Here is a 24,493-nt window from a genome sequence, read left to right on the forward strand (position 1 = left end):
CCGATGTCAGAGACTGCGGCAGCGCCGGCGAAGAAGGTTGAGTTCGAGGATCCGCATCTCGGTGCCGCCGCCGATCTGCAGGAGGCCGAGGTCACGCGCGTCCGCACGCTGAAGGGCATGTGGCGCTGGGTGCTGATGGTTGCCACGGCGGCCACCATCCTCCTCTGCGTCAATCAGCAATTCTCGCTGCGGTTCTTCATCGACTACACCCAGCTCAACACTGAGTACTTTTATCTGCTGATCGCGTTGATGCTGCCGTTCACCTTCCTGATCTTCCCGGGATCGGAGAAGGCGCCGCTCGACCGCATCCCCTGGTACGACCTTCTGCTGTTCGCGGCCACCTTCGGCTCGGCGATCTGGCTGATGCTCAATATCCGCAAGGCGGCGCAGCTCGGCTGGGAGTTCGACGGCGCGCCCACCAACGTCATCGCCGCCGGCCTCGTGATGTGGTTCGTGCTGATGGAGGCGCTGCGCCGTACCGGGGGCTGGAGCCTGCTGCTGAGCGTGCTGCCCTTCACGCTCTATCCGCTGTTTGCGGATTCCTCCTGGCTCGGGCCGTTCCGCGGCACGCAATCGACGCTGCAGCAGACCACCTCCTATCACATGCTCTCCGGCGAGAGCCTGCTCGGGATTCCCATTCAGGCCTTCGCCGACACCGTGATCGGCTTCCTGGTGTTCGGCACCGCGCTGATGATGACGGGCGCCGGAAAGTTCTTCATCAACATCGCCTTTGCGATGTGCGGCACCTTCCGCGGCGGCGCGGCAAAGGTCTGCGTGTTCGCCTCCGGCCTGCTCGGCACCGTCGGCGGCAGCATCGTCTCCAACGTGCTGACCGCCGGCACGATGACGATCCCCGCGATGAAGAAGACCGGCTTCACGCCGTCCTATTCCGGCGCGATCGAGGCCTGCGCCTCGACCGGCGCGGTGCTGGCCCCGCCCGTGCTGGGCGCCACCGCGTTCGTGATGGCGCAGTTCATGAACACCGGCTATGCCGACGTCGCGCTGGCCGCGACCATCCCCTCGATCCTCTACTATGTCGGCCTGTTCGCGCAGGTCGACGCCTATGCCGCCCGGCACAAGCTGAAGGGCCTGCCGCGCGCCGAGCTGCCGCGGTTCTGGGATGCCTTCAAGGACGGCTGGTACTATCTGTTCGTGATCGTCGTGCTCGTGGTGATGCTGCTCTACTTCAAGCGCGAGAGCCACGCGCCGTTCTATGCCTCCGTGCTGCTGGTGATCCTGCACCAATGGTCGGGTCCGGCGCGCTGGAAGCTCGGCAACACGCTCGTCCTCGCCGGCTCGATCGCGGCGACGGCTGCGATGTTCTGGTTCGGCGTGCTCAACGCTGCACTGTGGGGCATGTGCCTGCTGGCGGCGCTGAACGAATTCTTCCCCGGCAAGAACTGGGGCGGCGCCCGCTGGCTGCAATTTCTCGAACTCAACGGCAAGACCTTCGTCGAGCTGATCGCGATCCTCGCCGGCTGCGGGCTCCTGATCGGCGCCTTCTCGCTCACCGGCGTGATCTCGAGCCTCGCCAACGACCTGCTCAGCATTGCCGGAGGCGACGCCTTCCTGCTGCTGATCATGTGCGCCATCACCAGCCTGATCCTCGGGCTCGGGTTGACCACGACCTCCTGCTACATCTTCCTCGCCATCCTGGTCGCGCCCGCGCTGGAGAAGCTCGGGCTCAACAAGATGGCCGTGCACATGTTCATCTTCTACTGGGGCATGCTGTCTTCGATCACCCCGCCGGTGGCAATCGCCTCCTTCGCGGCGGCCGGTATCGCCGGCGCGCCCGCGATGAAGACGGGCTGGGAGAGCATGTGGGTCGGAAGCATCATCTACTTCATTCCGTTCTTCTTCGTGCTCAATCCGGCGCTGCTGCTCCAGGGCCCGAATCCGTATCTGGAGGCGTTCGGGCTGACGGGACTTGCCTGTTTTGGCATTCTCTTCATCTGCGGCGGCATCCAGGGCTACCAGTCCTTCGTCGGGGACTTGCGCGGCGCCGGGATGCTGGAATGGCCGATCCGCGTGCTGCTGGTGATCGGCGGCTTCGTGGTGGCGACCCCGGGCGGCGGCATCATGCCGTTGTCGCAGATGCAGGTGACGCTGCTCGGCCTTGCCATCCTCGCGCCCACGATTGTGATCGCGCTGTTGCTGGTGCGGCGGCAGTCGGCCCTGCCGAACGGGTTGCGCGTGCCCTGATTGCGTTGCACAACATGGGCGATGAAACCGCAATCGCCTCTCGCCACCGCCTGGACCCGTTCGAAGCCGCCTTTGCTGCGGTTTCTGGACAATTGCCTCAGCGAATTCTCGGCCGAAACGTCAGGCCATGTGGCCGATTACATTCCCGAACTCGGCAAGGCCGATCCTGCCTATTTCGGCATCAGCCTCGCCACACTGGATGGGCATGTCTATGAAGTGGGCGACAGCCGGGCGCCCTTCACCATCCAGTCGATGTCGAAGCCGTTCGTGTTCGCGCTGGCACTGGACCTGCTGGGCGCGAGCAAGGTCGAGAGCGCAATCGGCGTCGAGCCGTCGGGCGATCCCTTCAACTCGATCCGGCTCAATTCCGACAACCATCCGTTCAACCCGATGGTCAATGCCGGCGCGATCGCCTGCACCGGGCTGATCTACGACAGCAAGGGCACGGAGGCTTTCGAGCAGATCCGGCTCGCCCTCAGCCGTTTTGCCGGCCGCGATCTCGCCGTGGATGAAGCGGTCTACAACTCGGAGAGCCGGACCGGCGACCGCAACCGCGCCATCGGCTATCTGCTCAAGACCAACGCCGTGATCTCCGACAACGTCGCCTCCGTGCTCGACGTCTATTTCCGGCAATGCGCGGTACTGGTCACCGCGCGCGACATCGCGGTGATGGCGGCAACCCTCGCCAATCGCGGCGTCAATCCCGTCACCGGCGAGCAGGTGATGACGCCGTACGCGATCTCGCGCACGCTGTCGGTGATGACGTCGTCGGGCATGTACGATTACGCGGGCGAATGGATCTACCGGATCGGCATCCCCGCCAAGAGCGGCGTCGGCGGCGGCATTCTGGCCGCCCTGCCCGCGCGTCTCGGACTCGGCAGCTATTCGCCAAAGCTCGACAAGCACGGCAACAGCGTGCGCGGCATCAAGGTCTGCGAGGCGCTGTCCTCGCACTACGATCTGCACATGCTCAACCGCAGCGACGACGCGCGCAACGCGGTTATTGCTGACTACGACATCGGCAAGAGCCCGTCCCGACGCGTGCGCCGGCTGCAGGAGCGCGAGATCCTCGCCGCGCATGAGCAGGAGGTGCGGATCATCGAGCTGGTCGGCACGCTGTCGCTGTCGGCGGTCGACTATGTCTCGCGCCGGCTCGCGGGCCGGCCGCGGCCGCAGTTCGTGATCTTCGACCTCCACCGCGTGACCTCGACCACGCGCGCCGGCGCACGGCTCGTCGCCGAAGTCTTCGAGGAGCTCGCCGCACTCAACGTCACCGTTGTCCTGTCAGGCGTCCGGCGCGCCTCCAAAGAGTGGAACAGCTTGCGCGAATGGACCGCGGAGCTGAAGAACGTGCGCGATTTCTACCTGCTCGACACCGCGATCGAATGGGCCGAAGACCAGATCGTCTACCGCTATGGCGGCTCGATTGACTTTCACGAGACCACCGAGCTGGCCGAACAGCCGCTGCTCGAGGGCCTCAGCACGGAAGAGCTGGCCGAGCTCGGCGCGATCTGCACCGTCAGGACCTATCAGTCCGGCGCCAAAATCCTCACCACCGGCGATCCCGCCGACGCCCTGTTCTTCCTGCGCAGCGGCGCCGTGCATGTCACGCTGCCCGACGGCGTGCGGCTGGCGACGCTGACCGCCGGCATGGCGTTCGGCGAAATGGCGCTGCTGGAGCAAACCCGCTCGGCCGACGTCTTCGCCGACATGGCGGCGACGGCGTTCGAAGTGCCGCTGAAAGATTTCGAGCGCTTCCGCGAGCAGCATCCACGCGCCAGCGAGTGCATCATGCGCAACCTCGCCCGGCTGCTGGCCGACCGCCTGATCGTCGCGAATGCGAAGGTGGATATTCTGACGTCGACGTGAGCCGCGGCCGTGACTCAGCGGCTCGCGGCTTCGCTCAGCCGCCGCTTGATCTTCGCAGCGCTCGCCTCGAGCAGTTCGGACGGCTTCTGGCCGGTCGCCGCGCACAGGCAGGCCCAGTAGTAGATGACGTCGCCGAGCTCGTCGACGAGACCCGCCTGATCGAGCCAGTTGTCGCGCAGCAGCTTCTTGATGTGGTCGGCGACCTCGCCGGATTCGCCGGCAAGGCCGAGGCCGAGATAGGACAGCCGCTCGTTGGACGGATGCTCGTCGACTTTCGCAACGCTCGCGGCCCAGGCCGCATATTCATCGATCGTCATGAGCATTCCTCGCCGATTGTGTCGGATCAGCCCACCACTTCGGTGACAGGCTGGAGATCGATCTCGAAGGTCTCCAGGAACTTTGACGTCATGATGTAGAAGCCGACCGAGAGCTGCAATTCAACCAGTGCGGCCGGCGTCAGCTTCGACGCGATCGCCTTGAAGGTCGCATCCGTCGGCTTGTTCAATTTCACGATCTCGTCTGTGAAGGCGAGCGCCGCGCGCTGGACGTCATTGAAACAGGTCGCGGCCTGCCAGTTCTCGAGCGCCGCGTTCTGCTCGTCGGTGACACCGACATTCTTGCCGATGCGCTTGTGCGCGACGATCTCATACGGAGCCTGGCACAGGATACCGGTGCGCGTGATCGCAAGCTCGCGCACGACCGGATCGAGCTCGCCCTTGTGCCTGATCGCGCCGCCAAGACGGCAGTACTGCTCAAAGTAGCTCGGCGAGTGCGCCATCATCCGGAAGATGTTGGCGTGGCGGTTCTTGTCGAGGATTTCGCGGGTGCGGTCGGATGCCTTGGACGGGTCGCTGTACTGAATGCGGGCCATGATTTTCCTGAAGTTTTCCCTGATCTTTTGATGCTTCTTGTCGCCATCGGCGAGAGTTCCCTGAAACTGTAATTGCGAGCGGACGCAGGAGCAACATCATCGAGTCAAAATGCCGCCGCATTGCTGATCGACCCTGACACAGTCGATATTCGCCGCGTGGGGACAAATCGCGGAGGATACTCGCAAGGGGTGTTCCGAGTAAAAACAATTGGCCGTCTTGCGCGCTCGCCGCGCAACGATGAGTCACGCCCAAGTCTAGGGAGAAAACGGCATGAAGGAAGCCACCAAGGGGGCGGCCTCGGGAGCGCTCGCGCATATGCTGGCGGTGACGGCGATGCTCGTCATCGCCAGCATCTTGTTCTACGGGCGTTGAGTAAAGCGTTGTAAGCGTGTTTTCGTCATTCCGGGGTGGCTCTCGCACAGGCCAGGCCCAGAATACCCGTTCCAGGTTCGGTCCCTCAGACCGCCCCCGAATGACGGATTCCACTATTCGTCGTGTAGCCCGGATGCAGCGCAGCGCAATCCGGGAAAGTCCATCCGCAAGGTGAGAACCCCGGATTTCGCTGCGCTCCATCCGGGCTACAGCGTACCAATCCCACTATTTCTCTTTGGCAAAGTACGGCACGAGCGTTCCGGCGAACGGCTTGAAGCTCGCGACAACCGAATCGCCGATGGCGAGTCCGTTGTCGCCATGCGCCATCATGCGAAAGCCTTCGGCACAATCGACCAGCAGGATGTTGTAGGGCACGTGCGCGCGCGTCTCGGGCGTGGCGGCGCGACAGACCAGCGAGGTCGCGTACACCCTGCCCTTGCCGCTGGCGCGCTCCTCGCGCGGATCGGACGCTCCGCAGGCCGCGCAGAAAGCTCGATGGAAATACTGCACATGACCGCACGAGGTACAGGTCTGGTAGGTGATGGCCCCTTCGCCCTTGGTCCAATCGGCGATTCGTTCGCTCATCGCACCCGCTCCAGAAACATGCTGACATGGGACGACAGCACGCCGCCGTCGCCGTGCAAGAGCGCGATCGAAGCATCGTGCACCTGGCGATTCGCCGCCCGCCCCGTCATCTGCAAATGCGCCTCGACCAGATGCGCCATGGCGCCGCCGACACCGCAATGGCCATAGCTGAGCAGGCCGCCATGGGTGTTCAGCGGCATCGCGCCGTCGCGGCCGAAATGGCCGGCGCGGACGCGGGCCGCCGCTTCGCCGCGGCCGGCAAGGCCGAGATCCTCCAGCAGCATCGCGAGCGTGATCGTGAAACTGTCGTAGATGGCGGCGTAGCGCACGTCTGATATCGCAAGGCCCGTAGCTTCCTTCGCACAGGCGATGGAGATCTCGGCGCCGAGCTCGCTGAGGGCGGGTGCGGCGGTGACATGCTGATGTGTGTGAGCCTGCGCGCAGCCGCGGATGCGGACGCCCGTCTCCCCGGTTCGCGCGCGGCTGATGACGAAAGCAGCGCCGCCGTCGGACACCGGGCAGCAGTCGAGCAGTTTTAAAGGCATCGCCACCGGCTTCGAGGCCATCACGTCGGCGACCTCGATGGGATCGTGAAATTGCGCGCCGGGATGGGTGCAGGCGTGGGCGCGCATCAGCACGGCGAATTCGGCGAGGTCCTCTTCGGTCACGCCATATTCGTGCATGTACCTGTTGGCAACGAGGCCGTAATAGGCGGGAATGGTCGGGCCCAGCGGCACCTCGTAGTCGGGATGACCGACCTGCGCCAGCGCCTGGATCGAGGCATCGCGGCTCTGCCCGGTGAGGCGGTTCTCGCCGGCAACGACCAGCACATGCTTTGCGACTCCGGCCTCGACCAGATGATGCGCGAGCATGGTCATCGCCAGGCCCGTGGCACCGCCGACCTGCACGGCATGGGCGTAGGACGGGCGAATGCCAAAATGCTCGGCGAACACGGTGGCGAGCATGATGTGGGGCGAGACGGTGGAATAGCCGCAGAGGACGCCGTCGATCTCAGTGCGCTTCAGCCCGGCATCGTCGAGCGCAGCTTGCGCGGCCTTGCTCATCAGGTCGAGGGAGGACGAGCCTTCGTGCTTGCCGAAGGGCGTGAGGCCGACGCCGGTAATGAAGCTCATGGCGACTTCTGTGCTCCTGCGATCTGGTCGCGGCGGCCTACTGCAACACCATCTCCACCCGGCGGTTCCGCGCGCGGCCCGCGTCGGTCGCGTTGTTACCGAGCGGCGCATAGCTGGCGACGCCGGCCGCCGACAACCGCTTCGGATCGACCTTGTACGTCGTCGCAAGGGCATCCACGACCGTTTGCGCCCGTGCCTTCGACAGGGCCAGATTGGCGTCCAGCGCGCCCTGGTTGTCGATATGCCCGACGATATGGACCTTGAGAGATCCGTCGGACTGGAGCAACTGTGCCATCTGGTCGAGTTGAGCTTTCGACTCCGGCTTGATGACGGATTTACCCGTATCGAAGTACAGGCCGTAAAGCGCCACCTTGCCCTCGGCCTGCAAGCCCTTCGTCAGGGCCTTCACGTCCACCACCACCTTGTCGGACTCCATCGCCTTGGCTTCGACGATCTCCACGATGGTGGCTACGTACTTGCCAGACAGCGCCACCGTTCCCGGCTTCGCCGTGACAATCGCGACATGCAGCATTGCACCGGATGCGTTCACGGTCCCGTACCAGTAGCGCTCGGTCCCGGGTTCCTGCCATTGCTGGAGCAACGTGATGGGGCTCCACCCTTCAAGCTGGGCCTTTGGCAGCGACGGGTTAGCCGGAAGCTTGCGAAGCTGGCCAAAATCCCGCGCCCCGCAGTCCTCGGCGCAGCTATCCTGCCTGGCCGCGCCGGCGCGCTCCAACGCCTGCTCGTAGTTGCGCTGAACTTCCAGCGCCGATTTGCCGGCCGGTGCGACGTAGAACAAGCGGGTGATACGGCCCTCGACTTTGACGACCTCGCCATTCTCGCTCCCCCGCGGCATCCCGACCTGGTCGAAGCCCTTGACGTCCTGCGCCACCAGCCAGGATCCGGCATAGCGACTGATCAGCGCGTGGTCGCGGGCATCGGGCGCATCGGCCGGCATCGCAGCACGAGCGGCGGCAGGTGCGAGCACGATACCGCACGCGATCATGAGCAGACGGGTGAAGGCGATCATGAAAAGAGTCCATTTACGAGTTCGGGGAGCGACGGGAGCTTGATGCAGGCCTACGGATCTTGTCCAACAATGTATACATTTTCACGACTGGACCGCCGCAGGTCCCTACGGGCCGACGAGAGCCCTGGTGACGCCATCGCGGACCATGGCGGCAATCTCGTCCTGGGAGTAGCCGATCTCTCCAAGAATCTCCGCGCCGTGCTCGTTCAGCCGCGGCGCCAGGCGCACCGGCTCGGCTTCGGTCTCCGACCAGCTTGCCGTCACCCTCATGCTGCGGATCGGACCTTCGGTCGGATGGGTGACGACCGGGAAGAAGCCAGTCGCTTCCAGATGCTCGTCGTGCAGGATCGAGGCGAGATCGTGCATCGGCATCACGGGCACGTCGGCCTTGGTGAGCAGCTCGATCCATTCCGCTGTGGTGCGCGTCTCGAAGATGCGCGCGAGCTCGGCATAGACGACGTCGATATTGGCGGCACGGCCGGCGAAGGTGGCGAACTTGGGATCGGCGCGCAGATCGTCTCGCTCCGTGGCCTTGAAGAAGTTCTCCCACTGCTTGTCGTTGTAGACGATGACGCTGAGATAGCCGTCCGATGTCTTGTAAGGCCTGCGGTCGCGAGAGAGGTGGCGGGCATAGCCGCCCTTGTCGAGCGGCGGCTCATAGGTGAGCCCGCCCATGTGGTCGCCCATGACGAAGCCGGCCATGGTCTCGAACATCGGGATGTCGACACGCTGGCCGCGCCCGGTGCGGTCGCGATGCACGAGGCTGGCGCAGATCGCGCCGACCGCGGTGAGGCCGACGATACGGTCGACCAGCGCGTTCGGCACATAGCGCGGCACGCCGTCGCCGGTCTGCGCCATCAATGCGGGAAGCGCCGTCGCGCCCTGGATCAGATCGTCATAGGCGGGCTTTGCGGCATAGGGCCCGTCCTGGCCGAAGCCGAACACCCCGGCATAGACGAGGCGCGGATTGATCTCGGAGACGACGTCATAGCCGAGCTGCAGTCGCGCCATCGCCTGCGGACGGACGTTGTAGACGAGCACGTCGGCGTCCTTCAGCAGGCGCAGCACGGCTTCGCGCCCTGCGGGCTTCTTCAGGTCGAGGCAGAGCGAGCGCTTGCTGCGGTTGGTGTTGAGGAACACCGGGCCCATGCCGGCATGGCGCATCGGGCCGATCAGGCGGGTGACGTCGCCGTCGAGCGATTCCACCTTGATGACGTCAGCACCATAGTCGCCGAGCATCTGGGTCGCGTAGGGCCCCATCAGCACGGTGGTCATATCGATGACCTTGATGCCCTTCAGCGGCCCCATCGTTCGCTCCCGATTGCGCGGGCCCTGGAAGCGGCCCAGCGATTTCAGTCCAGCTAAAGACAGGGGCGGCGCGCGCGCAAGGGCGGCCGGGGTATGGCCGCATGCGCCGCGCGGCGATATCGGCTGCTATTTCTTCTGGCGGGATTCCCGGATCTTCAGGAGCCGCTCAAGCTCGTCATTCTGCTGGTTGATGCGGTCGGCGATCCGCGACTCGTTCTGCTCGCCGGAGGCCGCCGCGGCCTGCTCGATGAGCTGGCGGATATTGTCCTCGAGGATCGCAATGCGATCGTTCAGTGCTTCGAGAGAAAGTGAATCTTCGTAGGCATTGCTCATGATGCTTTTCCGCAATCAATCAGGAGCGTTAAGGTGGGCAAAGCGAAGCGTGCCCACCTTGATCTAGCGCAAGGAAAAAGGTGGGCACGGCGCCAGCGCGCCTTTGCCCGCCCTACGAGAGCCTATTTCAGTGGCTCGAGCACCGAAACGTAGTTGGCGACGGCCGCACCGCCCATGTTGAAGATGCCGCCGAGTTTGGCGTTCTTGAGCTGCATGCCCTCGGGCGCCTGGCCGGCGAGCTGCATCGCGGTCATCACATGCATGGAGACGCCGGTGGCGCCGATCGGGTGGCCCTTGGCCTTGAGGCCACCGGACGGATTGACCGGCAGCTTGCCGTCCTTCAGCGTCCAGCCTTCCTTGATGGCGCGGGCGCCCTGCCCCCTCGGCGTCAGGCCCATCGCTTCGTACTCGATCAGCTCCGCGACGGTGAAGCAGTCATGGGTCTCGACGAAGGAGAGATCGGTGAGCGCCACCCCCGCCTTCTCCAGCGCGCGCTGCCAGGCGACCGTGCAGCCCTCGAACTGCAGGATGTCGCGCTTAGACATCGGCAGGAAATCCTGGGCATGCGCGGTGGCGCGGAAGCCGATCGACTTGCTCATGGCCTTGGCGGTCTCGGCATCGGCCAAAACCAGCGCCGCGGCGCCGTCGGAGACCAGCGAGCAGTCGGTGCGCTTCAGGGGACCGGCGACGAAAGGATTCTTCTCGCTCTCGGCGCGGCAGAAATCGAAGCCAAAATCCTTGCGCATCTGGGCGAAGGGATTGGCGACGCCGTTCTTGTGGTTCTTGGCCGCGATCAGCGCCAGCGCATCGGACTGGTCGCCGTATTTCTGGAAGTAGGAGCTGGCGATCTTGCCGAACACGCCGGCGAAGCCGCCGACCGTGTCGCCGTCCTCGGGCAGATAGGAGGCCTTGAGCAGGTTCTTGCCGATCTCCGGCCCCGGCGTGCGGGTCATCTGCTCGACGCCGACGACCAGCACAATCTTGGCCGCACCTGCGGCGATCGCGCGCAGCCCCTGGTGCACCGCGGCAGAACCGGTGGCGCAGGCGTTCTCAACGCGGGTCGCGGGCTTGAAGCGCAGTTTCGGGTCGGCCTGGAGCACCAGCGAAGCGGTAAAATCCTGCGGCGAGAAGCCGGCGTTGAAATGGCCGAGCACGATCTCGTCGACGTCGGAGGCGGAAATGCCGGCATCCGCCAGCGCCTCATTGGCAACGCGGGTGACGAGGCTTTCGACGGTTTCGGTGTCGAACTTGCCGAACGGCGTATGCGCCCATCCGACGATGCTGGCGGTCATGGTCTCTTCTCCCTGGCGTCTTTCACCTGAGCTAAGTCTTAGCCCAGGGATGGCAAGACTTCACGCAGGTTTAAGGGCCTGGAGGCTGCGCTGGCAGATGGCAGTTATGCCGGCCCAGTTCCCGGCCCTGATCTCCGCCGTCGGGCACAGCCAGGAACCGCCGACCGCCACCACATTGGGCTCGGCAAGCCAGGTCGCCGCATTGGCCTCGCCGACCCCGCCGGTGGGGCAGAACCGCACGTTCGGGAACGGGCCGCCGAGCGCCCGCAGTCCCTTGATGCCGCCGGCTTGCTCGGCCGGGAAGAATTTTGCCACGTCGAAGCCGTGGGACAGCGCCAGCATCAGCTCGGAGGCCGTGGCAATGCCCGGCGCGAATGGCAGGGAGCTGTGGGCTGCGGCCTTGAGGAGATCGGGGGTCAGGCCCGGGCTGATGCCGAACGCGACGCCGAGCTTCTCGACACGGGTGAAGTCGGCCGGATTGAGGATCGTGCCGATGCCGACGACCGCCTCGGGCACCTCGGCCATCATCGCCCGCGCCGCCTCGATCGCAACGGGGGTGCGCAGCGTCACCTCCAGCGTGCGGACGCCGCCGGCGACCAGCGCGCGCGCCAGTGGCACGGCGTCCTGGATACGCTCGATGGTGAGGACGGGAATGACGGTCGCGGCCTTGAACAGCGCGACGAGGTGGTTCTGTTGGGCAGTCGTGGGCATCTCAGGGATCTTTTCGTTTCACTTGGTCGCTTGACGCGTGGGCGCAGCCCGGTGCCGCTTCTTCGGCGGCATGGCATAGCCCGGAATGATGGCGCCGGGATAGCAGATCACGAGGCTGGCGAGACGATGGCCGGCCTGGGCCGCCTCGACCGGCTCGGAACCCCCGAGGCGAGCCGCGATATAGGCCGCGGCAAAACTGTCGCCGGCGGCGGTGGTGTCGACCACGGGTTTCGTCATGGGCTCGGCGCGGACCTCGTGGGTCCCACCGGGGAAGCGCAAGAGGCTCACCGGCTCGGCCAGCCGGAACACCAGCTCGGGCGTCGGAATGCGTGCCATCAGCTGCTCGTGGCTTTCCCCGGGCCAGAGCGCGAGCAGGTCCTCGGTCGAGGTCAGCACGATGTCGGCCGCCGCGAAGGCCGCGGCAAAGACCTCGCGCGCGACGTCGCGATCGGGCCAGCCGCGGGCGCGGAAATTGGTGTCGAACACGAAACGGGTGCCGAGCAGGCGCGCGCGCTTGATCGCCGCGAACAGGCGATCGCGTCCGGCCTGATCGTAGATCGAGAGCGTGATCGCGGAGAGATAGACGATGTCGTAGCTCATCAGCGAGTTGAGCAGCTCGTCGGTCTCCGGCAGGCTCATCAGCTGGCGCGCCGCCGCACTGTCGCGCCAGTGGAAGAACTGGCGCTCGCCCTTGGCATCTAGCTGGATCATGTACAGGCCGGGCAGCTTGCCCGGCAGCCGCACGACGCGCCGCGTGCCGACGCTCTCCGCATTCCAGGCCGCGATCATCTCATCGCTGAGCGCATCGTCGCCGAGCGCGGTGAGATAGTCGACCTTGACCTCGAGCCGCGCGAGATACACGGCCGTGTTGAGGGTGTCGCCGCCGAAGCCGCGCGAGTACAGGCCACCGCCCTGCCCGGCAGATTGCCCAGAGGAATGCCCCCCTTGGGCCTGCCGGAGCTCGACCATGCATTCGCCGATGCAAGCAACGCTCGCCATCGTCATATCCACGCTGTTCATCGATTGGGTCAGGCGACGAAGTTGCCGCCGAGCTCGTCTTCGATGTGAATGCGGATGATATCGTCGAACGTCTGCTCCGCGGTGGTGAAGCCGAGCTCGCGCGAGCGCTTTGCATTGAAATTGCGCGGCCAGCCGCCGACGATGCCGACGATGAAGGGATCGGGCTCGCGCTTGATGCGGGCGGCGACCTTGTCGCCCGCCACGCGCTTCAAGGCGGCGATCTGCTCGCCGACGGTGGCCGACAAGCCCGGCATGGTCAGGTTGCGGCGCGGACCGACGGTGGCGAGGTCCATGGTGCCGGCGTGGAGCAGGAAGCCGACCGCGGAGCGCGGCGTGGCGTGCCAGTGGCGGACGTCCTCGGAGACCGGGAGTACGGCTTCCTTGCCGGCCAGCGGCTCACGCAGGATGTTGGAGAAGAAGCCCGATGCCGCCTTGTTGGGCAGGCCGGGCCGGATGCAGATGGTCGGCAGGCGGATGCCGATGCCGTCGAGAAAGCCGCGGCGTGAGTAGTCGGCAAGGAGCAGTTCACCGATCGCCTTCTGGGTGCCGTAGCTGAGCAGCGGGGTGTGGAAGAACTCGTCGCCGATCGCATCCGGGAACGGCGCGCCGAACACCGCGATCGAGGACGTGAACACCACGCGCGGCTTGTAGCCGCCGCCGACGAGCCTGATGGCGTCGAGCAGCATCCGCGTGCCGTCGAGATTGATGCGGTAGCCCTTGTCGAAATCGAGCTCGGCCTCTCCCGAGACGATCGCGGCGAGATGGAAGATCGCGTCGGGGCGGCCGGCGATCAGCTTCTCGGCCGCGCCCGGGACTGCGAAATCGCCCGAGACGGTCTCGACGGCAAAACCGGCCTTCTCCGGCTTCTTCGGCTCGACCACGTCGTGCATGGTCAGCTTGGTGATGTCGCTCTTGCCGAGCCGGCCGTCGCGCAGCAGCCGTTCACAGAATTTACGGCCGACCATGCCGGCGGCGCCGAGAACCAGAATGTGCAAGAGCTTACTCCTTCTTATTGGCCGGACCGCGCCGCTCCTGACGCGCCCTCAGGCAAGCCCCGCGATCATTCCTTCACGGCGCCGGTCATCGCCGACACATAATGCTCCACGAAGAAGGCGTAAAGGATGACGAGCGGCAGCGAGCCGGCCAGCGCCCCCGCCATCAGCGAGCCCCAGCGGTAGATGTCGCCGTCAACGAACTCGTTGACGATCGCAACCGGCACCGTCTTGTTGCTGGTCGACTGCAGGAATGTCAGGGCGTAGATGAACTCGTTCCAGCACAGGGTGAAGCAGAAGATGAAGGCCGAGATCAGGCCGGGGATCGCGAGCGGCAGCACGATCTTGATCAGGATCTGCCAGCGGCTGGCCCCGTCGATCAGGGCGCATTCCTCGAGCTCGAACGGGATGGTCTTGAAATAGCCCATCAACAGCCAGGTCGAGAACGGGATCAGGATGGTGGGATAGGTCAGGATCAGCGCCAGCGGCGAATCGAACAGGCCGTACTGGAACACGACCGTGGCGAGCGGAATGAACAGGATCGACGGCGGCACCAGATAGGCGAGGAAGATCAGCCCGCCGACGAGATTGGCGCCCTTGTAGCGCAAGCGCACGATGGCGTAGGCCGCGAGCACAGATGCGATGATCGAAAGCACCGTCGCACAGACGGCAACGTACATCGTGTTCCAGAGCCAGTGCGGGTAGTAGCTCTCGAACAGCAGCTTGTGAAAGTGCTTGAACGTCGGATTCCAGGTCCAGAACGGATTGTACCTGTCGAGATCGAGCAGTTGCTCGTCGGGCTTCACCGAGGTCAGCGCCATCCAGTAGAACGGGAACAGCAGGACGATGACGATGATCGCGAGCGGCAGATACAGCGTCACCATCCGGCGCGGCACCGACTGCAGATAGCTCATGCCCTCGCTGTGATCGGCCGTGGGCGCCGAGCCCGACAGCACATTCTTGAGATCGATGGATCTGGTGGGCAGGTCAGTCATTGCTCTCTCCCTGCTGCCATTTCCGGCGCTGCAATCCGAACCAGGACACCATGATCGCGGCAAGCAGGAACGGGATCATCGCACTGGAGATTGCAGCGCCTTCGCCGAGCTGCCCGGCGATGATCGCGCGCTGGTACGACAGGGTCGCCATCAGATGGGTGGCGTTGACCGGGCCGCCGCGGGTCATGGCCCAGATCAGCTGGAAGTCGGTGAAGGTGAACAGCACCGAGAACGTCATCACGACAGCGATGATCGGCGTCAGCAGCGGATAGGTGATGTACCGGAAATTCTGCCAGCGCGTGGCGCCGTCGAGCGTTGCGGCTTCATAGAGCGACGGCGACACCGTCTGCAGGCCTGCAAGCAGCGTGATCGCCACGAACGGCACGCCGCGCCAGATATTGGCGAAGATCACGCAAATGCGCGCCCAGGTCGTGTCACCGAGGAAGTTGATGTTCTGGTTGATCAAGCCGAGGTGCTTCAGCGACCAGGAGATGATCGAGAATTGCGAGTCGAAAATCCACCAGAACGCCAGCGCCGAGAGCACCGTCGGCACGATGAAGGGGATCAGGACCATCGCGCGCAACATCGCCTTGAATGGCATGTTCTCGTTCAGCAGCAGCGCGAGATAAAGCCCGATCGCGAATTTGAGGGCGCTGGCGACGAAGGTGTAGAGCAGCGTGTTGAACACCGACAGCCAGAAGATGGAATCGTCCCACAGCCACTCATAGTTCTCGGTCGCGACGAAGTGCCCGACCCTGCCGATGCGGGTGTCCGTGAAGGACAGCCAGATGCCGAGCCCCAGCGGATAGGCCAGGAAGAAGATCAGGAACGCCATGGCCGGCACCATGAACCAGAAGCCGAGCCAGTTGCGATTGTGTTTGAGCTGGGTCCAGGCGCTGTCCTCGCTCAACTGAGGCTTGGCCCGGGGAATTGCGACATCAGCCATGCCCGATATCCCTGATCGAAATGTTGATGGGCGGGCGGCCGGATGGCCGCCCGCCCCGTGACCGTCAGCGATAGATGCGCTTCAGCTGGCGCTCGGCTTCCGCCATCGCGCCCTTCGCATCCTTGGCGCCGGTGCAGTAGTTGGCGAACATGTCGACGACGATGAAATCGGCGATCGCGGTCGCCGCCTTCTCACCGACCGTGCCGATGCCGGCCGCCGGCAGCGTGCGCTTGGAGGCCTGCGAGAACACGGCGTTCTTGGGATCGGCGGTCCAGATCGGCGCCGACTCGTAGGCGTTCAGGGTCTGCGTCAGATAGCCCTGCGCGCCGTCCAGCCACTTCTCGTAGTTCTCCTTCTCCAGCATGAAGGCGACGAAGGCCTTCGATGCGTTCGGATATTTGGTGAAGTTGAAGGCGAGGATCGGCAGCGCGAGCTGCAGCTCGGTCGGCTTGCCGACCGGTCCGACCGGCCAGAGCGCGTGATAGGTGTCCTCGGTGAGCTCCTTCTTGGTCGCGTCGGTCTTGGCGGCCACGTAGATCGAGATGCCGTTCGCCGTGCAATAGAGCTCGCCGGCGAGGTACGCCTTGTTGTTGGAAGAGTCGTTCCAGGACGCCGTGCCCGGGATGAAGCTCTCATACAGCGCCTTGCAATACTCCAGCGCCTTCGCCGTCTCCGGCGAATTGATGATGATCTTGTCGTTCTGGTCGACCGTGTAGGCGCCGTGGCCCCATAGCACCCAGTGCAGCCACGAATTGCCGTCGCCCGAGGCATGCCCGAGCGCGAAGCCGGCCGGCGTGTTGTTCGCCTTGAGCGCCTTGCACATCTCGAGGAAGCCGGGGAAGTCCTTCGGGAACTCCTTGAAGCCGGCCTTGTCGAGCGCCGACTTCCGGTACGTCATGTAGCCGCCGTTGGTCGCAACGGGAATGCCGAGCCAGTCGTCGCCGAGCTTGCAGGTCTTGGCCGCCGCATCGGTCCAGCCGCCGTATTTCTTGCCGAGATAATCGGCGACGTCGTTCATCTTCAGGACTTTGGTGGGGAACAGCTGCGGCAGCGTGTGCAGACCCCAGGCGAGATCGAGCCCCGAGCCGGTGTTGGCCGCAACCGAGGCCTTCGGCTGCACGTCCTCGAAGGACTCGCTGAACACGTTCATCTCGGTGCCGGTCGCGGCCTTGAACGCCGCCACCATCTGGTTGAATGCATCGTCTTCCGCCGGCACGAAGCGCTTCCACCGCATCACGGTCAGCTTGGCGCCCGGCTCCGCCTTCCAGGGCGCGCTCTGCGCCCAGGCCCTGGCGAAATCGAACAGTGCCGGCCCGGTCAGCATGCCGGTGGCAGCCAGAGCCGTTCCGCCCTGAAGCAGAGACCGGCGGGTAAAGTCTTGCATGTCGTCCTCCCTGTAATGCTTTTTGTTGTCTTATGACTTGTCGTCTTGTGCGCTAAGCATTCATGCGCTTGCCCGTCGCATCGTCGAACAGATGCACCAGCGACGGATCGGGCTTCAGCCGCACCTTGTCGCCCGGATTGAATTGGTGACGCTCGCGGAAGACTGCGACGACCTGCTCGCCGCCGAGCTTGGCGAACACCTGCGTCTCCGAGCCGGTCGGCTCGACCACGATGATCTCGGCCTCGGCACCGTCGTCGGCGATGGTGAAATGCTCGGGCCGCACGCCGTAGACCGCGGGACGGCCGTCGGAGGCCACAGGCGCAGTCTTGAGCGGCAGCTTGACGCCGTTCGGTCCCTCGAAGGTCGCAACGCCGTTGACGCGCACATGGCCCTTGAGGAAGTTCATGGCGGGCGAGCCGATGAAGCCGGCGACGAACTGGTTCTCCGGCTTGTCGTAGAGCTCGAGCGGCGTGCCCATCTGCTCGACGATGCCGTCATGCATGACGACGATCTTGTCGGCCATGGTCATGGCCTCGATCTGGTCGTGGGTGACGTAGACGGTGGTCGTCTTCAGCCGCTGGTGCAGCTCCTTGATCTCGGTGCGCATGGCGACGCGCAGCTTGGCATCGAGGTTCGACAAGGGCTCGTCGAACAGGAAGACCTGGGGATCGCGCACGATGGCGCGGCCCATGGCGACGCGCTGGCGCTGACCGCCGGAGAGCTGGCGCGGATAGCGGTCGAGCAGCGGCGACAGCGCGAGGATCTCGGCGGCGCGCTTGACGCGCTTGTTGATCTCGTCGGAGCCGGCATTCCGCAGCTTCAGCGAGAAGCCCATGTTGTCCGCGACCGTCATGTGCGGATAGAGCGCGTAGTTCTGGAACACCATCGCAATGTCCCGCTCCTTGGGCTGGACATTGTTGACGACGCGGTCGCCGATCGAGATCGTGCCGGAGGTGATGTTCTCGAGGCCGGCGAGCATGCGCAGAAGCGTCGACTTGCCGCAGCCGGAGGGACCGACCAGAACGACGAACTGGCCGTCCTCGATCGGAATCGTGACGCCGTGCAGGACTTCAAAATTGCCGAACGATTTCCGCACGTCGCGGATTTGCACAGACGACATCTAGCTCCCTCCTCCGACTCAGGCGACGCAACTCTGGCGCCGCCACCGTCTTGTTTTTCCGAACTTCGCCGAACGAAGCCCACGCTATAGCAGGCGACATTGTCGGCAGTTTGTGCGGCTTTGGCAATTTGTCTTTGGTTAGTCGTTGCTGGTAGCGCTGTCAACGATCCTTTGTTTGCGACAGTGGCTATGCTAAGAGCAGCAAATGGGTCGAAAACGCACCAAGTCAGGCAAAATCCGGCTGGCGGAAGTCGCCGAGCTTGCCGGCGTGAGCCCGATTACAGCGTCCCGTTTCTTCCGCAATCCCGAGGCGTTGTCGGTGGCCAAGCGGACGCGGGTCGAAAGCGCGGCCAAGGAGCTCGGCTACGTGCCCAACCTTGCGGCACGCGCGCTGGCCTCGCAGCGCACCGAGGTGATCGGTGTCTTGATTCCGTCACTCACCAACAACGTGTTTTCCGACGTGCTGCGCGGCATCTACGACGCCTCCGAAGGCAGCCGTTACTCGATCCAGTTGTCCAACACACGCTACAGTATTCTCCAGGAGGAGAAGCTGCTGCGCCTGTTTCTGGCGCAGAAGCCGGCCGGGCTGATCGTCACCGGCATCGACCAGACCGAGGAATCGCGCGCGATGCTGGAGGCGGCCGACTGCCCGATCGTGCAGATCATGGAGATCGGCCCTAATCCGGTCGACATGATGATCGGCTTTTCCCACTATGATGCAGCACGCGCGGCGATTGCGCACCTGTTCGCGCAAGGTCACCGCAAGATCGGCTTCGTCGGCGCACGCATGGATCCCAGGGTGCAGCGGCGGCTGGACGGATATGTCTCCGCCATGAAGGACGCCGGCCTGTTCGAGCAGCGCTTCGTCGTCACGACGGCGACGCCGACCTCGGTGACGCTCGGCGGCGCCCTGTTCACCGACCTCCTAGCGCGCGAGCCCGACCTCGACGCGGTGTTCTGCGCCAATGACGACCTTGCGCTCGGCGTGCTGTTCGAATGCCGCCGCCGCGAGATCGGCGTCCCCGAGCAGATCGCGATCGTCGGCTTCAATGACCTCGAATTCATGGCCTCCGCCGTCCCCACCCTCACCAGCGTGCGCACCAACCGCTACGAGATGGGCAAGACGGCCGCCACCATGCTGATCGAGGCGATCGAGGGGCGGCGCCCGGAGCAGCCGGTGCTCGACCTCGGCTTCAGGGTGATCGAGCGGCAAAGCTCGTTGTCGCGGCACCCGGACAATAGGCCCGCCCTGTCGGGCGGCGCTGCACCGAACAAAATGGTAGCGTTACCAAGCAGCCATGACTAGTATCGAACTTGTGAGGAAACGACCCGCCAACGGGCAGGCAGACCATTGCTCACGCCGTTGGGCATCGCACGAGCCGACAGCCCAAGATTTACGCCGGTGACTGACGCCAGTGCGTTTGCATTGCAGGAGAAAACAACAATGACAAAAAAGCCAACCAACGGGCACGCGCCCGGCAACGGCACCCGCCGCCACCTTCGCTCGCAGGACTGGTTCAACAACCCGCATAATCCGGGCATGACCGCGCTCTACATGGAGCGCTACCTGAACTACGGCCTCACCCGTGCCGAGCTGCAGTCCGGCAAGCCGATCATCGGCATCGCCCAGACCGGCAACGACCTCTCCCCCTGCAACCGCCACCATATCGAGCTCGCCCACCGCGTCCGCGAAGGCATCCGCGAGGCCGGCGGCATTGCGATGGAATTCCCGACTCACCCCATTCAGGAGACCGGCAAGCGCCCGACCGCGGCGCTCGACCGCAACCTCGCCTATCTCGGCCTGGTCGAGATCCTCTACGGCTATCCGCTCGACGGCGTGGTGCTGACCACCGGCTGCGACAAGACGACGCCGGCCTGCATGATGGCGGCGGCGACCGTCAACCTGCCCGCGATCGTGCTGTCGGGCGGCCCGATGCTGAACGGCTGGCACGACGGCGAGCGCACCGGCTCCGGTACCATCGTCTGGAAGTCGCGCGAGCGGCTCGCCGCCGGCGAGATCGACTATGAGGAGTTCATGGAGATCGTGGCCTCCTCGGCCCCCTCCGTCGGCCATTGCAACACCATGGGCACGGCCTCGACCATGAACGGGCTGGCCGAAGCGCTCGGCTTCTCGCTGCCGGGCTGCGCGGCGATCCCCGCCCCCTATCGCGAGCGCGGCCAGATCGCCTACGAGACGGGCAAGCGCATCGTCGAGATGGTCTGGGAAGACCTCAAGCCCTCGGACATCCTGACCCGCAAGGCGTTCGAGAACTGCATCGTGATCAACTCGGCGATCGGCGGCTCGACCAATGCGCCGATCCACATCAACGCACTGGCCCGCCACATCGGCGTCGAGCTGTCGATCGACGACTGGCAGAAGGTCGGCCACGACGTGCCGCTGCTGGTCAACATGCAGCCGGCCGGCTTCTATCTCGGCGAGGAATTCCACCGCGCCGGCGGCGTGCCGGCCGTGGTGCGCGAATTGATGAAGCACAAGCGCATCCACGAGGACGCCCTCACCGTCAACGGCCGCGGCATCGGCGAGAACTGCAAGGATGCGCCCAAGCCCGACAACGACGTGATCTGGGCCTACGACAAGCCGCTGGTGAAGGATGCCGGCTTCCTGGTGCTGAAGGGCAACCTGTTCGATTCCGCGATCATGAAGACCTCAGTGATCTCCAAGGAGTTTCGCGATCGCTACTTGAGCAACCCGAAGGACCTCAACGCCTTCGAAGGCCGCGCCATCGTGTTCGAGGGCCCGGAGGACTATCACGAGCGGATCGACGACGCCTCGCTCGGCATCGACGAGCACTGCGTGCTGTTCATCCGCGGCACCGGGCCGATCGGCTATCCCGGCGGCGCCGAGGTCGTGAACATGCAGCCACCGGCCGCGCTGATCAAACGTGGCATCCTGTCCCTGCCCTGCATCGGCGACGGCCGTCAGTCCGGCACGTCGGGCTCGCCCTCGATCCTGAACGCGTCGCCGGAAGCCGCCGCCAATGGCGGGCTCGCGGTCCTCAAGACCGGCGACAAGGTGCGCATCGACCTCAACAAGGGCAGCGCCAACATCCTGATCTCGGATGAGGAGCTGAAGAAGCGCCACGCCGAGCTCAAGGCCAACGGCGGTTTCAAGCATCCGCCGAACCAGACGCCGTGGCAGGAGATCTACCGCAACACCGTCGGCCAGCAATCGACCGGCGCCTGCATGGAGCTCGCCACGCGCTACCAGAACGTCGCCGGCACCTTTGGTGTGGCGCGGGATAATCACTGACACTGTCATTCCGGGGGCGCGACGCAGTCGCGAGCCCGGAATCCATAACCACGATCGGGAGTATGGATTCCGGGCCTGCGCCTTGCGGCGCATCCCGGAATGACGACAAAAATTTCAAAGGAGAAAAACAAAATGGCAGACCGCCTCAAGGGTAAGCGCGCCGTCATCACGGCTGCGGCAGCGGGCATCGGGCGCGCTTGCGCCATCGCGTTCGCGCGTGAAGGCGCAACCGTCATCGCCACCGACATCAATGAGGCCGGCATCGCTGGCTTGACCAAGGAAGGCATCGCCGAGGTCGCAAAGCTCGACGTTCGCAACACCGCCGACGTCAACGCCTTCGCCAAGCGCGTCGGCAAGATCGACATCCTGCTCAACGCGGCCGGCTTCGTGCACCACGGCACCATCCTCGAATGCTCGGAAGAGGATTTCGACTTCTCGTTCGACCTCAACGTCAAGTCGATGCACCGGACCATCAGGGCCTTCCTGCCCGACATGATTACGGGCGGCGGCGGCAGCATCGTCAACATCTCGTCCTGCGCGGCCTTGAGGCCGCCGGCGAACCGCTACGTCTACAGCTCGTCGAAGGCGGCGGTGTCGCTGCTGTCGCGCGCGGTCGCGCTCGACTTCATCACCAAGGGCATCCGCTGCAACTCGATCTGCCCCGGCACCGTCGAGACCCCCTCGATGCTCGACCGCGCCGCCGCGCAGGGGCCGCAGGGCAAGGAGATGTTCATCTCCCGCCAGAAGATGGGCCGGCTCGGCACCGCCGAGGAGATCGCATCCATGGCGGTCTATCTCGGCAGCGACGAGAGTGCCTTCACCACCGGCGTCGACCTCGTCGTCGACGGCGGCTACATGCTCTGATCAACTCCTCATCCCGAGGAGGCGCGCGAGCGCCGTCTCGAGGGATGGGCCACGGGCTCCATGGTTCGAGACGCGGGCCAAGTGCGCGCTCCTCACCATGAGGGATAGGGAGGGTTTCTCGATGAACAAGATCGACCTCAACGGCCGCGTCGCTGTCGTCACCGGCGGCGCGCAGGGCTTTGGCCGCGCCATCACCGAGCGCTTCGTCGCCTCCGGCGCCAAGGTCGCGATCTGGGATTTCGACGCCGCGCTGGCTGAGAAAACCGCAAAAGAGATCGGCGGCGAGACAAAAGTCTTCAAGGTCGACGTCACCGACACCGCGGCCGTCGAGCAGGCGCGCGATGCAACGCTCAAGGCCTTCGGCAAGATCGACATCCTCGTCAACAATGCCGGCATCGCCGGCGTCAACAAGCCGGTCTGGGAGACCGATCTCGAGGAATGGCGCAAGGTGCTGCGCATCAACCTCGACGGCCCCTTCATCGTCTGCAAGGCGATCGTGCCTGAAATGCTCAAGCAGAAATACGGGCGGATCGTGAACATCGCCTCGATCGCCGGCAAGGAAGGCAATCCGAACGCGGCGCATTATTCGGCGTCGAAGGCCGGCCTGATCGCGCTGACGAAGTCGCTCGGCAAGGAGCTCGCCGCGCACGACATTCTCGTGAACGCAGTGACCCCGGCGGCTGCCAAGACCGCGATCTTCGACCAGATGACACAGCAGCATATCGACTTCATGTTGTCGAAAATCCCAAAAGCGCGCTTCGTGCAGGTCGAAGAGCTCGCCGCGATGGTGAGCTGGCTGGCATCGGAGGACTGCGGCTTCTCGACCGGCGCCGTGTTCGACATCTCCGGCGGGCGCGCAACTTATTGAGGCGATCATGACCCGGGAAGGTGGATGCCTGTGCGGCGCGGTGCGGTTCAAGGCGGAGGGCGAGCCGCTCAACGTCCGCATCTGCCATTGCCGCATCTGCCAGAAGGCAATGGGATCGCCCTATTTTGCCCGCGCGCAGTTCGACCAGCGTGCGCTCACCGTCGAGGGCGAGACCGGGCGTTACGCGTCATCGGAGAACATCGACCGCGTGTTCTGCAAGCAGTGCGGCACACGGCTGTTCGCCTGGCGCCGCAACGGCACGCTGGCCGGTGTGGCACTTGCGACCTTCGACGACCGCAACGCCTTTGCGCCGACCGAGCACATCTGGGTGAGCGAGAAGCTCGCCTGGGTGAAGCTCGATGATGGTCTGACGCAATATCCGGGAACGATCCCGGCGTGACGTCAGGCCTGATCTGACGCAGGCGCACTTGCCGGCTGAGTGCGTCCGCTCGTCGTTGCGATCCAGATCCCGGCGAATACCGCGACGATGCCGGCCGCCAGATTCCAGCGCAGCGGCTCGTTCAAAAGCCAAGCGCCAACCAGCGACGCGGTGATCGGATTGACGGTCACCGAGATCGCGACGCGCGTGGGCGTCGTGCGCTCAAGCGCGAAGGCCCAGAGATAGAAAGTCAGCGCCGCGCCGAAGGCACCGAGATAGGCAGCCGCCAGCCATTGCGGCGTGCCGAAGCCTACGACCGGCGCAAAGCTGCCGCGGACATACGAGAGCAGGATCAGGCAGACCGCGCCCGCCGCCATGCTCGTGGTCGTGAACGCGATCGGGCCGGAGCGCCGGATCAGCGGCTTTGACCAGATGCCGTAGAGCGCCATGCACAGCGCAGCCGCCATCATCAGGAGATCGCCGCGCCAGGCGCCTGACGGCGCCGAGGCGAGGTCGAAGAGCAGTGCGACCGCAACGCCAGATGTCGCGATCACGACACCGATCGATTTGCGCCAGGTCAGGGCTTCAGCGCCGAGCGCGGCTCCGATCACGAGCGACAACAGAGGAAGCGTCGACAGAGCGAGCGCGCCGCGCGCGGCGGTCGTGAAGATCAGCGACGCATTGAACAGGATCGGGAACAACGCAAAGAACAGAATGCCGAGTGCGACGGCGGCGGCCCAGTCGCCTCGCTCCGGCCAGCGATCACCGCGCAGCAGCGTGAGAGGCAACAGCAGCAGAAAGCCGATGCCGAACCGGAACGAGCCGATCGCCAGCGGATCGATGTCGCCCACGAGATAGCGCGTCGCGCCGATCGAAGTCCCGCCCAGCGCGCTCGACAGCACCGCGGCCAGAACGCCAAGAATCTCGCCCACGCTTCCTCCCGGTAA

23 protein-coding genes are annotated in these 24,493 nt (G+C 64.8%); 7 read left to right on the forward strand and 16 right to left on the reverse strand.

The features are described from left to right. The first annotated feature begins 3 nt into the window (after positions 1–3). Both N2603_RS26475 and glsA read left to right on the forward strand, forming a co-directional pair. Complete coding sequence (locus N2603_RS26475; protein ID WP_260384447.1) at positions 4–2,202, forward strand: TRAP transporter permease; 2,199 nt, start codon at positions 4–6, stop codon at positions 2,200–2,202. Positions 2,203–2,223: 21 nt separating this feature from the next. Then, positions 2,224–4,071, forward strand: coding sequence for a glutaminase A (glsA, locus tag N2603_RS26480; protein WP_260384448.1), 1,848 nt, complete (start codon positions 2,224–2,226; stop codon positions 4,069–4,071). A gap of 14 nt (positions 4,072–4,085) precedes the next feature. Here the strand turns inward: glsA and N2603_RS26485 are convergent, their stop codons facing one another. The 15 genes from N2603_RS26485 to N2603_RS26555 all read right to left on the reverse strand — a co-directional run bounded on the left by N2603_RS26485 (position 4,086) and on the right by N2603_RS26555 (position 18,164). After that, complete coding sequence (locus tag N2603_RS26485) at positions 4,086–4,388, reverse strand: nucleoside triphosphate pyrophosphohydrolase family protein (protein WP_020608014.1); 303 nt, start codon at positions 4,386–4,388, stop codon at positions 4,086–4,088. A 26-nt stretch (positions 4,389–4,414) separates the two neighbouring features. After that, the gene (locus N2603_RS26490; RefSeq protein WP_260384449.1) at positions 4,415–4,942 is read right to left on the reverse strand and encodes a carboxymuconolactone decarboxylase family protein; all 528 of its coding nucleotides are present in this window, start codon (positions 4,940–4,942) and stop codon (positions 4,415–4,417) included. Positions 4,943–5,540: 598 nt separating this feature from the next. Then, complete coding sequence (locus N2603_RS26495; RefSeq protein ID WP_260384450.1) at positions 5,541–5,900, reverse strand: Zn-ribbon domain-containing OB-fold protein; 360 nt, start codon at positions 5,898–5,900, stop codon at positions 5,541–5,543. Continuing rightward, positions 5,897–7,033 (reverse strand): thiolase family protein, encoded by a 1,137-nt coding sequence (locus N2603_RS26500; RefSeq protein WP_260384451.1) that lies wholly within the window; start codon positions 7,031–7,033, stop codon positions 5,897–5,899. The genes N2603_RS26495 and N2603_RS26500 overlap by 4 nt, the downstream gene beginning before the upstream one ends. Positions 7,034–7,070: 37 nt before the next feature. Next, complete coding sequence (locus N2603_RS26505) at positions 7,071–8,063, reverse strand: OmpA family protein (RefSeq protein WP_260384452.1); 993 nt, start codon at positions 8,061–8,063, stop codon at positions 7,071–7,073. 105 nt (positions 8,064–8,168) lie between these two features. Next, complete coding sequence (locus N2603_RS26510; RefSeq protein ID WP_260384453.1) at positions 8,169–9,371, reverse strand: CaiB/BaiF CoA transferase family protein; 1,203 nt, start codon at positions 9,369–9,371, stop codon at positions 8,169–8,171. A gap of 126 nt (positions 9,372–9,497) precedes the next feature. Then, positions 9,498–9,704, reverse strand: a complete 207-nt coding sequence (locus N2603_RS26515) for a hypothetical protein (RefSeq protein WP_018645722.1) — start codon at positions 9,702–9,704, stop codon at positions 9,498–9,500. A gap of 122 nt (positions 9,705–9,826) precedes the next feature. Next, entirely contained in the window at positions 9,827–10,996 is a 1,170-nt protein-coding gene (locus N2603_RS26520) for an acetyl-CoA acetyltransferase (protein ID WP_260384454.1), read from the reverse strand. 60 nt (positions 10,997–11,056) lie between these two features. Continuing rightward, positions 11,057–11,707: a bifunctional 4-hydroxy-2-oxoglutarate aldolase/2-dehydro-3-deoxy-phosphogluconate aldolase gene (gene eda, locus N2603_RS26525; RefSeq protein ID WP_018645720.1), complete on the reverse strand. Its 651-nt coding sequence runs from the start codon at positions 11,705–11,707 to the stop codon at positions 11,057–11,059. 18 nt (positions 11,708–11,725) lie between these two features. Further along, positions 11,726–12,706 carry a sugar kinase gene (locus N2603_RS26530; protein WP_260384455.1) on the reverse strand — a complete coding sequence of 327 codons (981 nt, stop codon included), beginning with the start codon at positions 12,704–12,706 and terminating at the stop codon, positions 11,726–11,728. A 29-nt stretch (positions 12,707–12,735) separates the two neighbouring features. Then, a complete protein-coding gene (gene denD, locus N2603_RS26535; protein WP_260384456.1) occupies positions 12,736–13,722 on the reverse strand; it encodes a D-erythronate dehydrogenase in 987 nt (328 codons plus the stop codon). Between the two features lie 65 nt (positions 13,723–13,787). Further along, positions 13,788–14,714, reverse strand: a complete 927-nt coding sequence (locus N2603_RS26540; protein WP_260384457.1) for a carbohydrate ABC transporter permease — start codon at positions 14,712–14,714, stop codon at positions 13,788–13,790. Then, a complete protein-coding gene (locus N2603_RS26545; protein WP_260384458.1) occupies positions 14,707–15,660 on the reverse strand; it encodes a carbohydrate ABC transporter permease in 954 nt (317 codons plus the stop codon). The genes N2603_RS26540 and N2603_RS26545 overlap by 8 nt, the downstream gene beginning before the upstream one ends. Before the next feature lie 64 nt (positions 15,661–15,724). Continuing rightward, on the reverse strand, positions 15,725–17,044 hold the full coding sequence (locus N2603_RS26550) for an ABC transporter substrate-binding protein (protein ID WP_018645715.1): 1,320 nt from the start codon (positions 17,042–17,044) through the stop codon (positions 15,725–15,727). Between the two features lie 52 nt (positions 17,045–17,096). Then, positions 17,097–18,164: an ABC transporter ATP-binding protein gene (locus N2603_RS26555; RefSeq protein ID WP_260384459.1), complete on the reverse strand. Its 1,068-nt coding sequence runs from the start codon at positions 18,162–18,164 to the stop codon at positions 17,097–17,099. 205 nt (positions 18,165–18,369) lie between these two features. On the opposite strand from N2603_RS26555, the gene gntR reads away from it, so the two are divergent. The 5 genes from gntR to N2603_RS26580 all read left to right on the forward strand — a co-directional run bounded on the left by gntR (position 18,370) and on the right by N2603_RS26580 (position 23,567). Continuing rightward, the gene (gntR, locus tag N2603_RS26560) at positions 18,370–19,470 is read left to right on the forward strand and encodes an HTH-type transcriptional regulator GntR (protein ID WP_260384460.1); all 1,101 of its coding nucleotides are present in this window, start codon (positions 18,370–18,372) and stop codon (positions 19,468–19,470) included. A 138-nt stretch (positions 19,471–19,608) separates the two neighbouring features. Next, the gene (locus N2603_RS26565; RefSeq protein WP_260384461.1) at positions 19,609–21,435 is read left to right on the forward strand and encodes an IlvD/Edd family dehydratase; all 1,827 of its coding nucleotides are present in this window, start codon (positions 19,609–19,611) and stop codon (positions 21,433–21,435) included. 132 nt (positions 21,436–21,567) lie between these two features. Continuing rightward, positions 21,568–22,299, forward strand: a complete 732-nt coding sequence (locus N2603_RS26570; RefSeq protein WP_260384462.1) for an SDR family oxidoreductase — start codon at positions 21,568–21,570, stop codon at positions 22,297–22,299. Positions 22,300–22,420: 121 nt separating this feature from the next. Continuing rightward, a complete protein-coding gene (locus tag N2603_RS26575) occupies positions 22,421–23,167 on the forward strand; it encodes an SDR family NAD(P)-dependent oxidoreductase (RefSeq protein WP_260384463.1) in 747 nt (248 codons plus the stop codon). Positions 23,168–23,174: 7 nt separating this feature from the next. Next, a complete protein-coding gene (locus N2603_RS26580; protein WP_018645708.1) occupies positions 23,175–23,567 on the forward strand; it encodes a GFA family protein in 393 nt (130 codons plus the stop codon). A 2-nt stretch (positions 23,568–23,569) separates the two neighbouring features. Here the strand turns inward: N2603_RS26580 and N2603_RS26585 are convergent, their stop codons facing one another. Continuing rightward, positions 23,570–24,478 (reverse strand): DMT family transporter, encoded by a 909-nt coding sequence (locus N2603_RS26585; protein WP_260384464.1) that lies wholly within the window; start codon positions 24,476–24,478, stop codon positions 23,570–23,572. Positions 24,479–24,493: the final 15 nt, after the last annotated feature.

It is taken from the genome of Bradyrhizobium huanghuaihaiense, assembly GCF_025200885.1.
Taxonomy (GTDB): Bacteria; Pseudomonadota; Alphaproteobacteria; order Rhizobiales; family Xanthobacteraceae; genus Bradyrhizobium; species Bradyrhizobium huanghuaihaiense.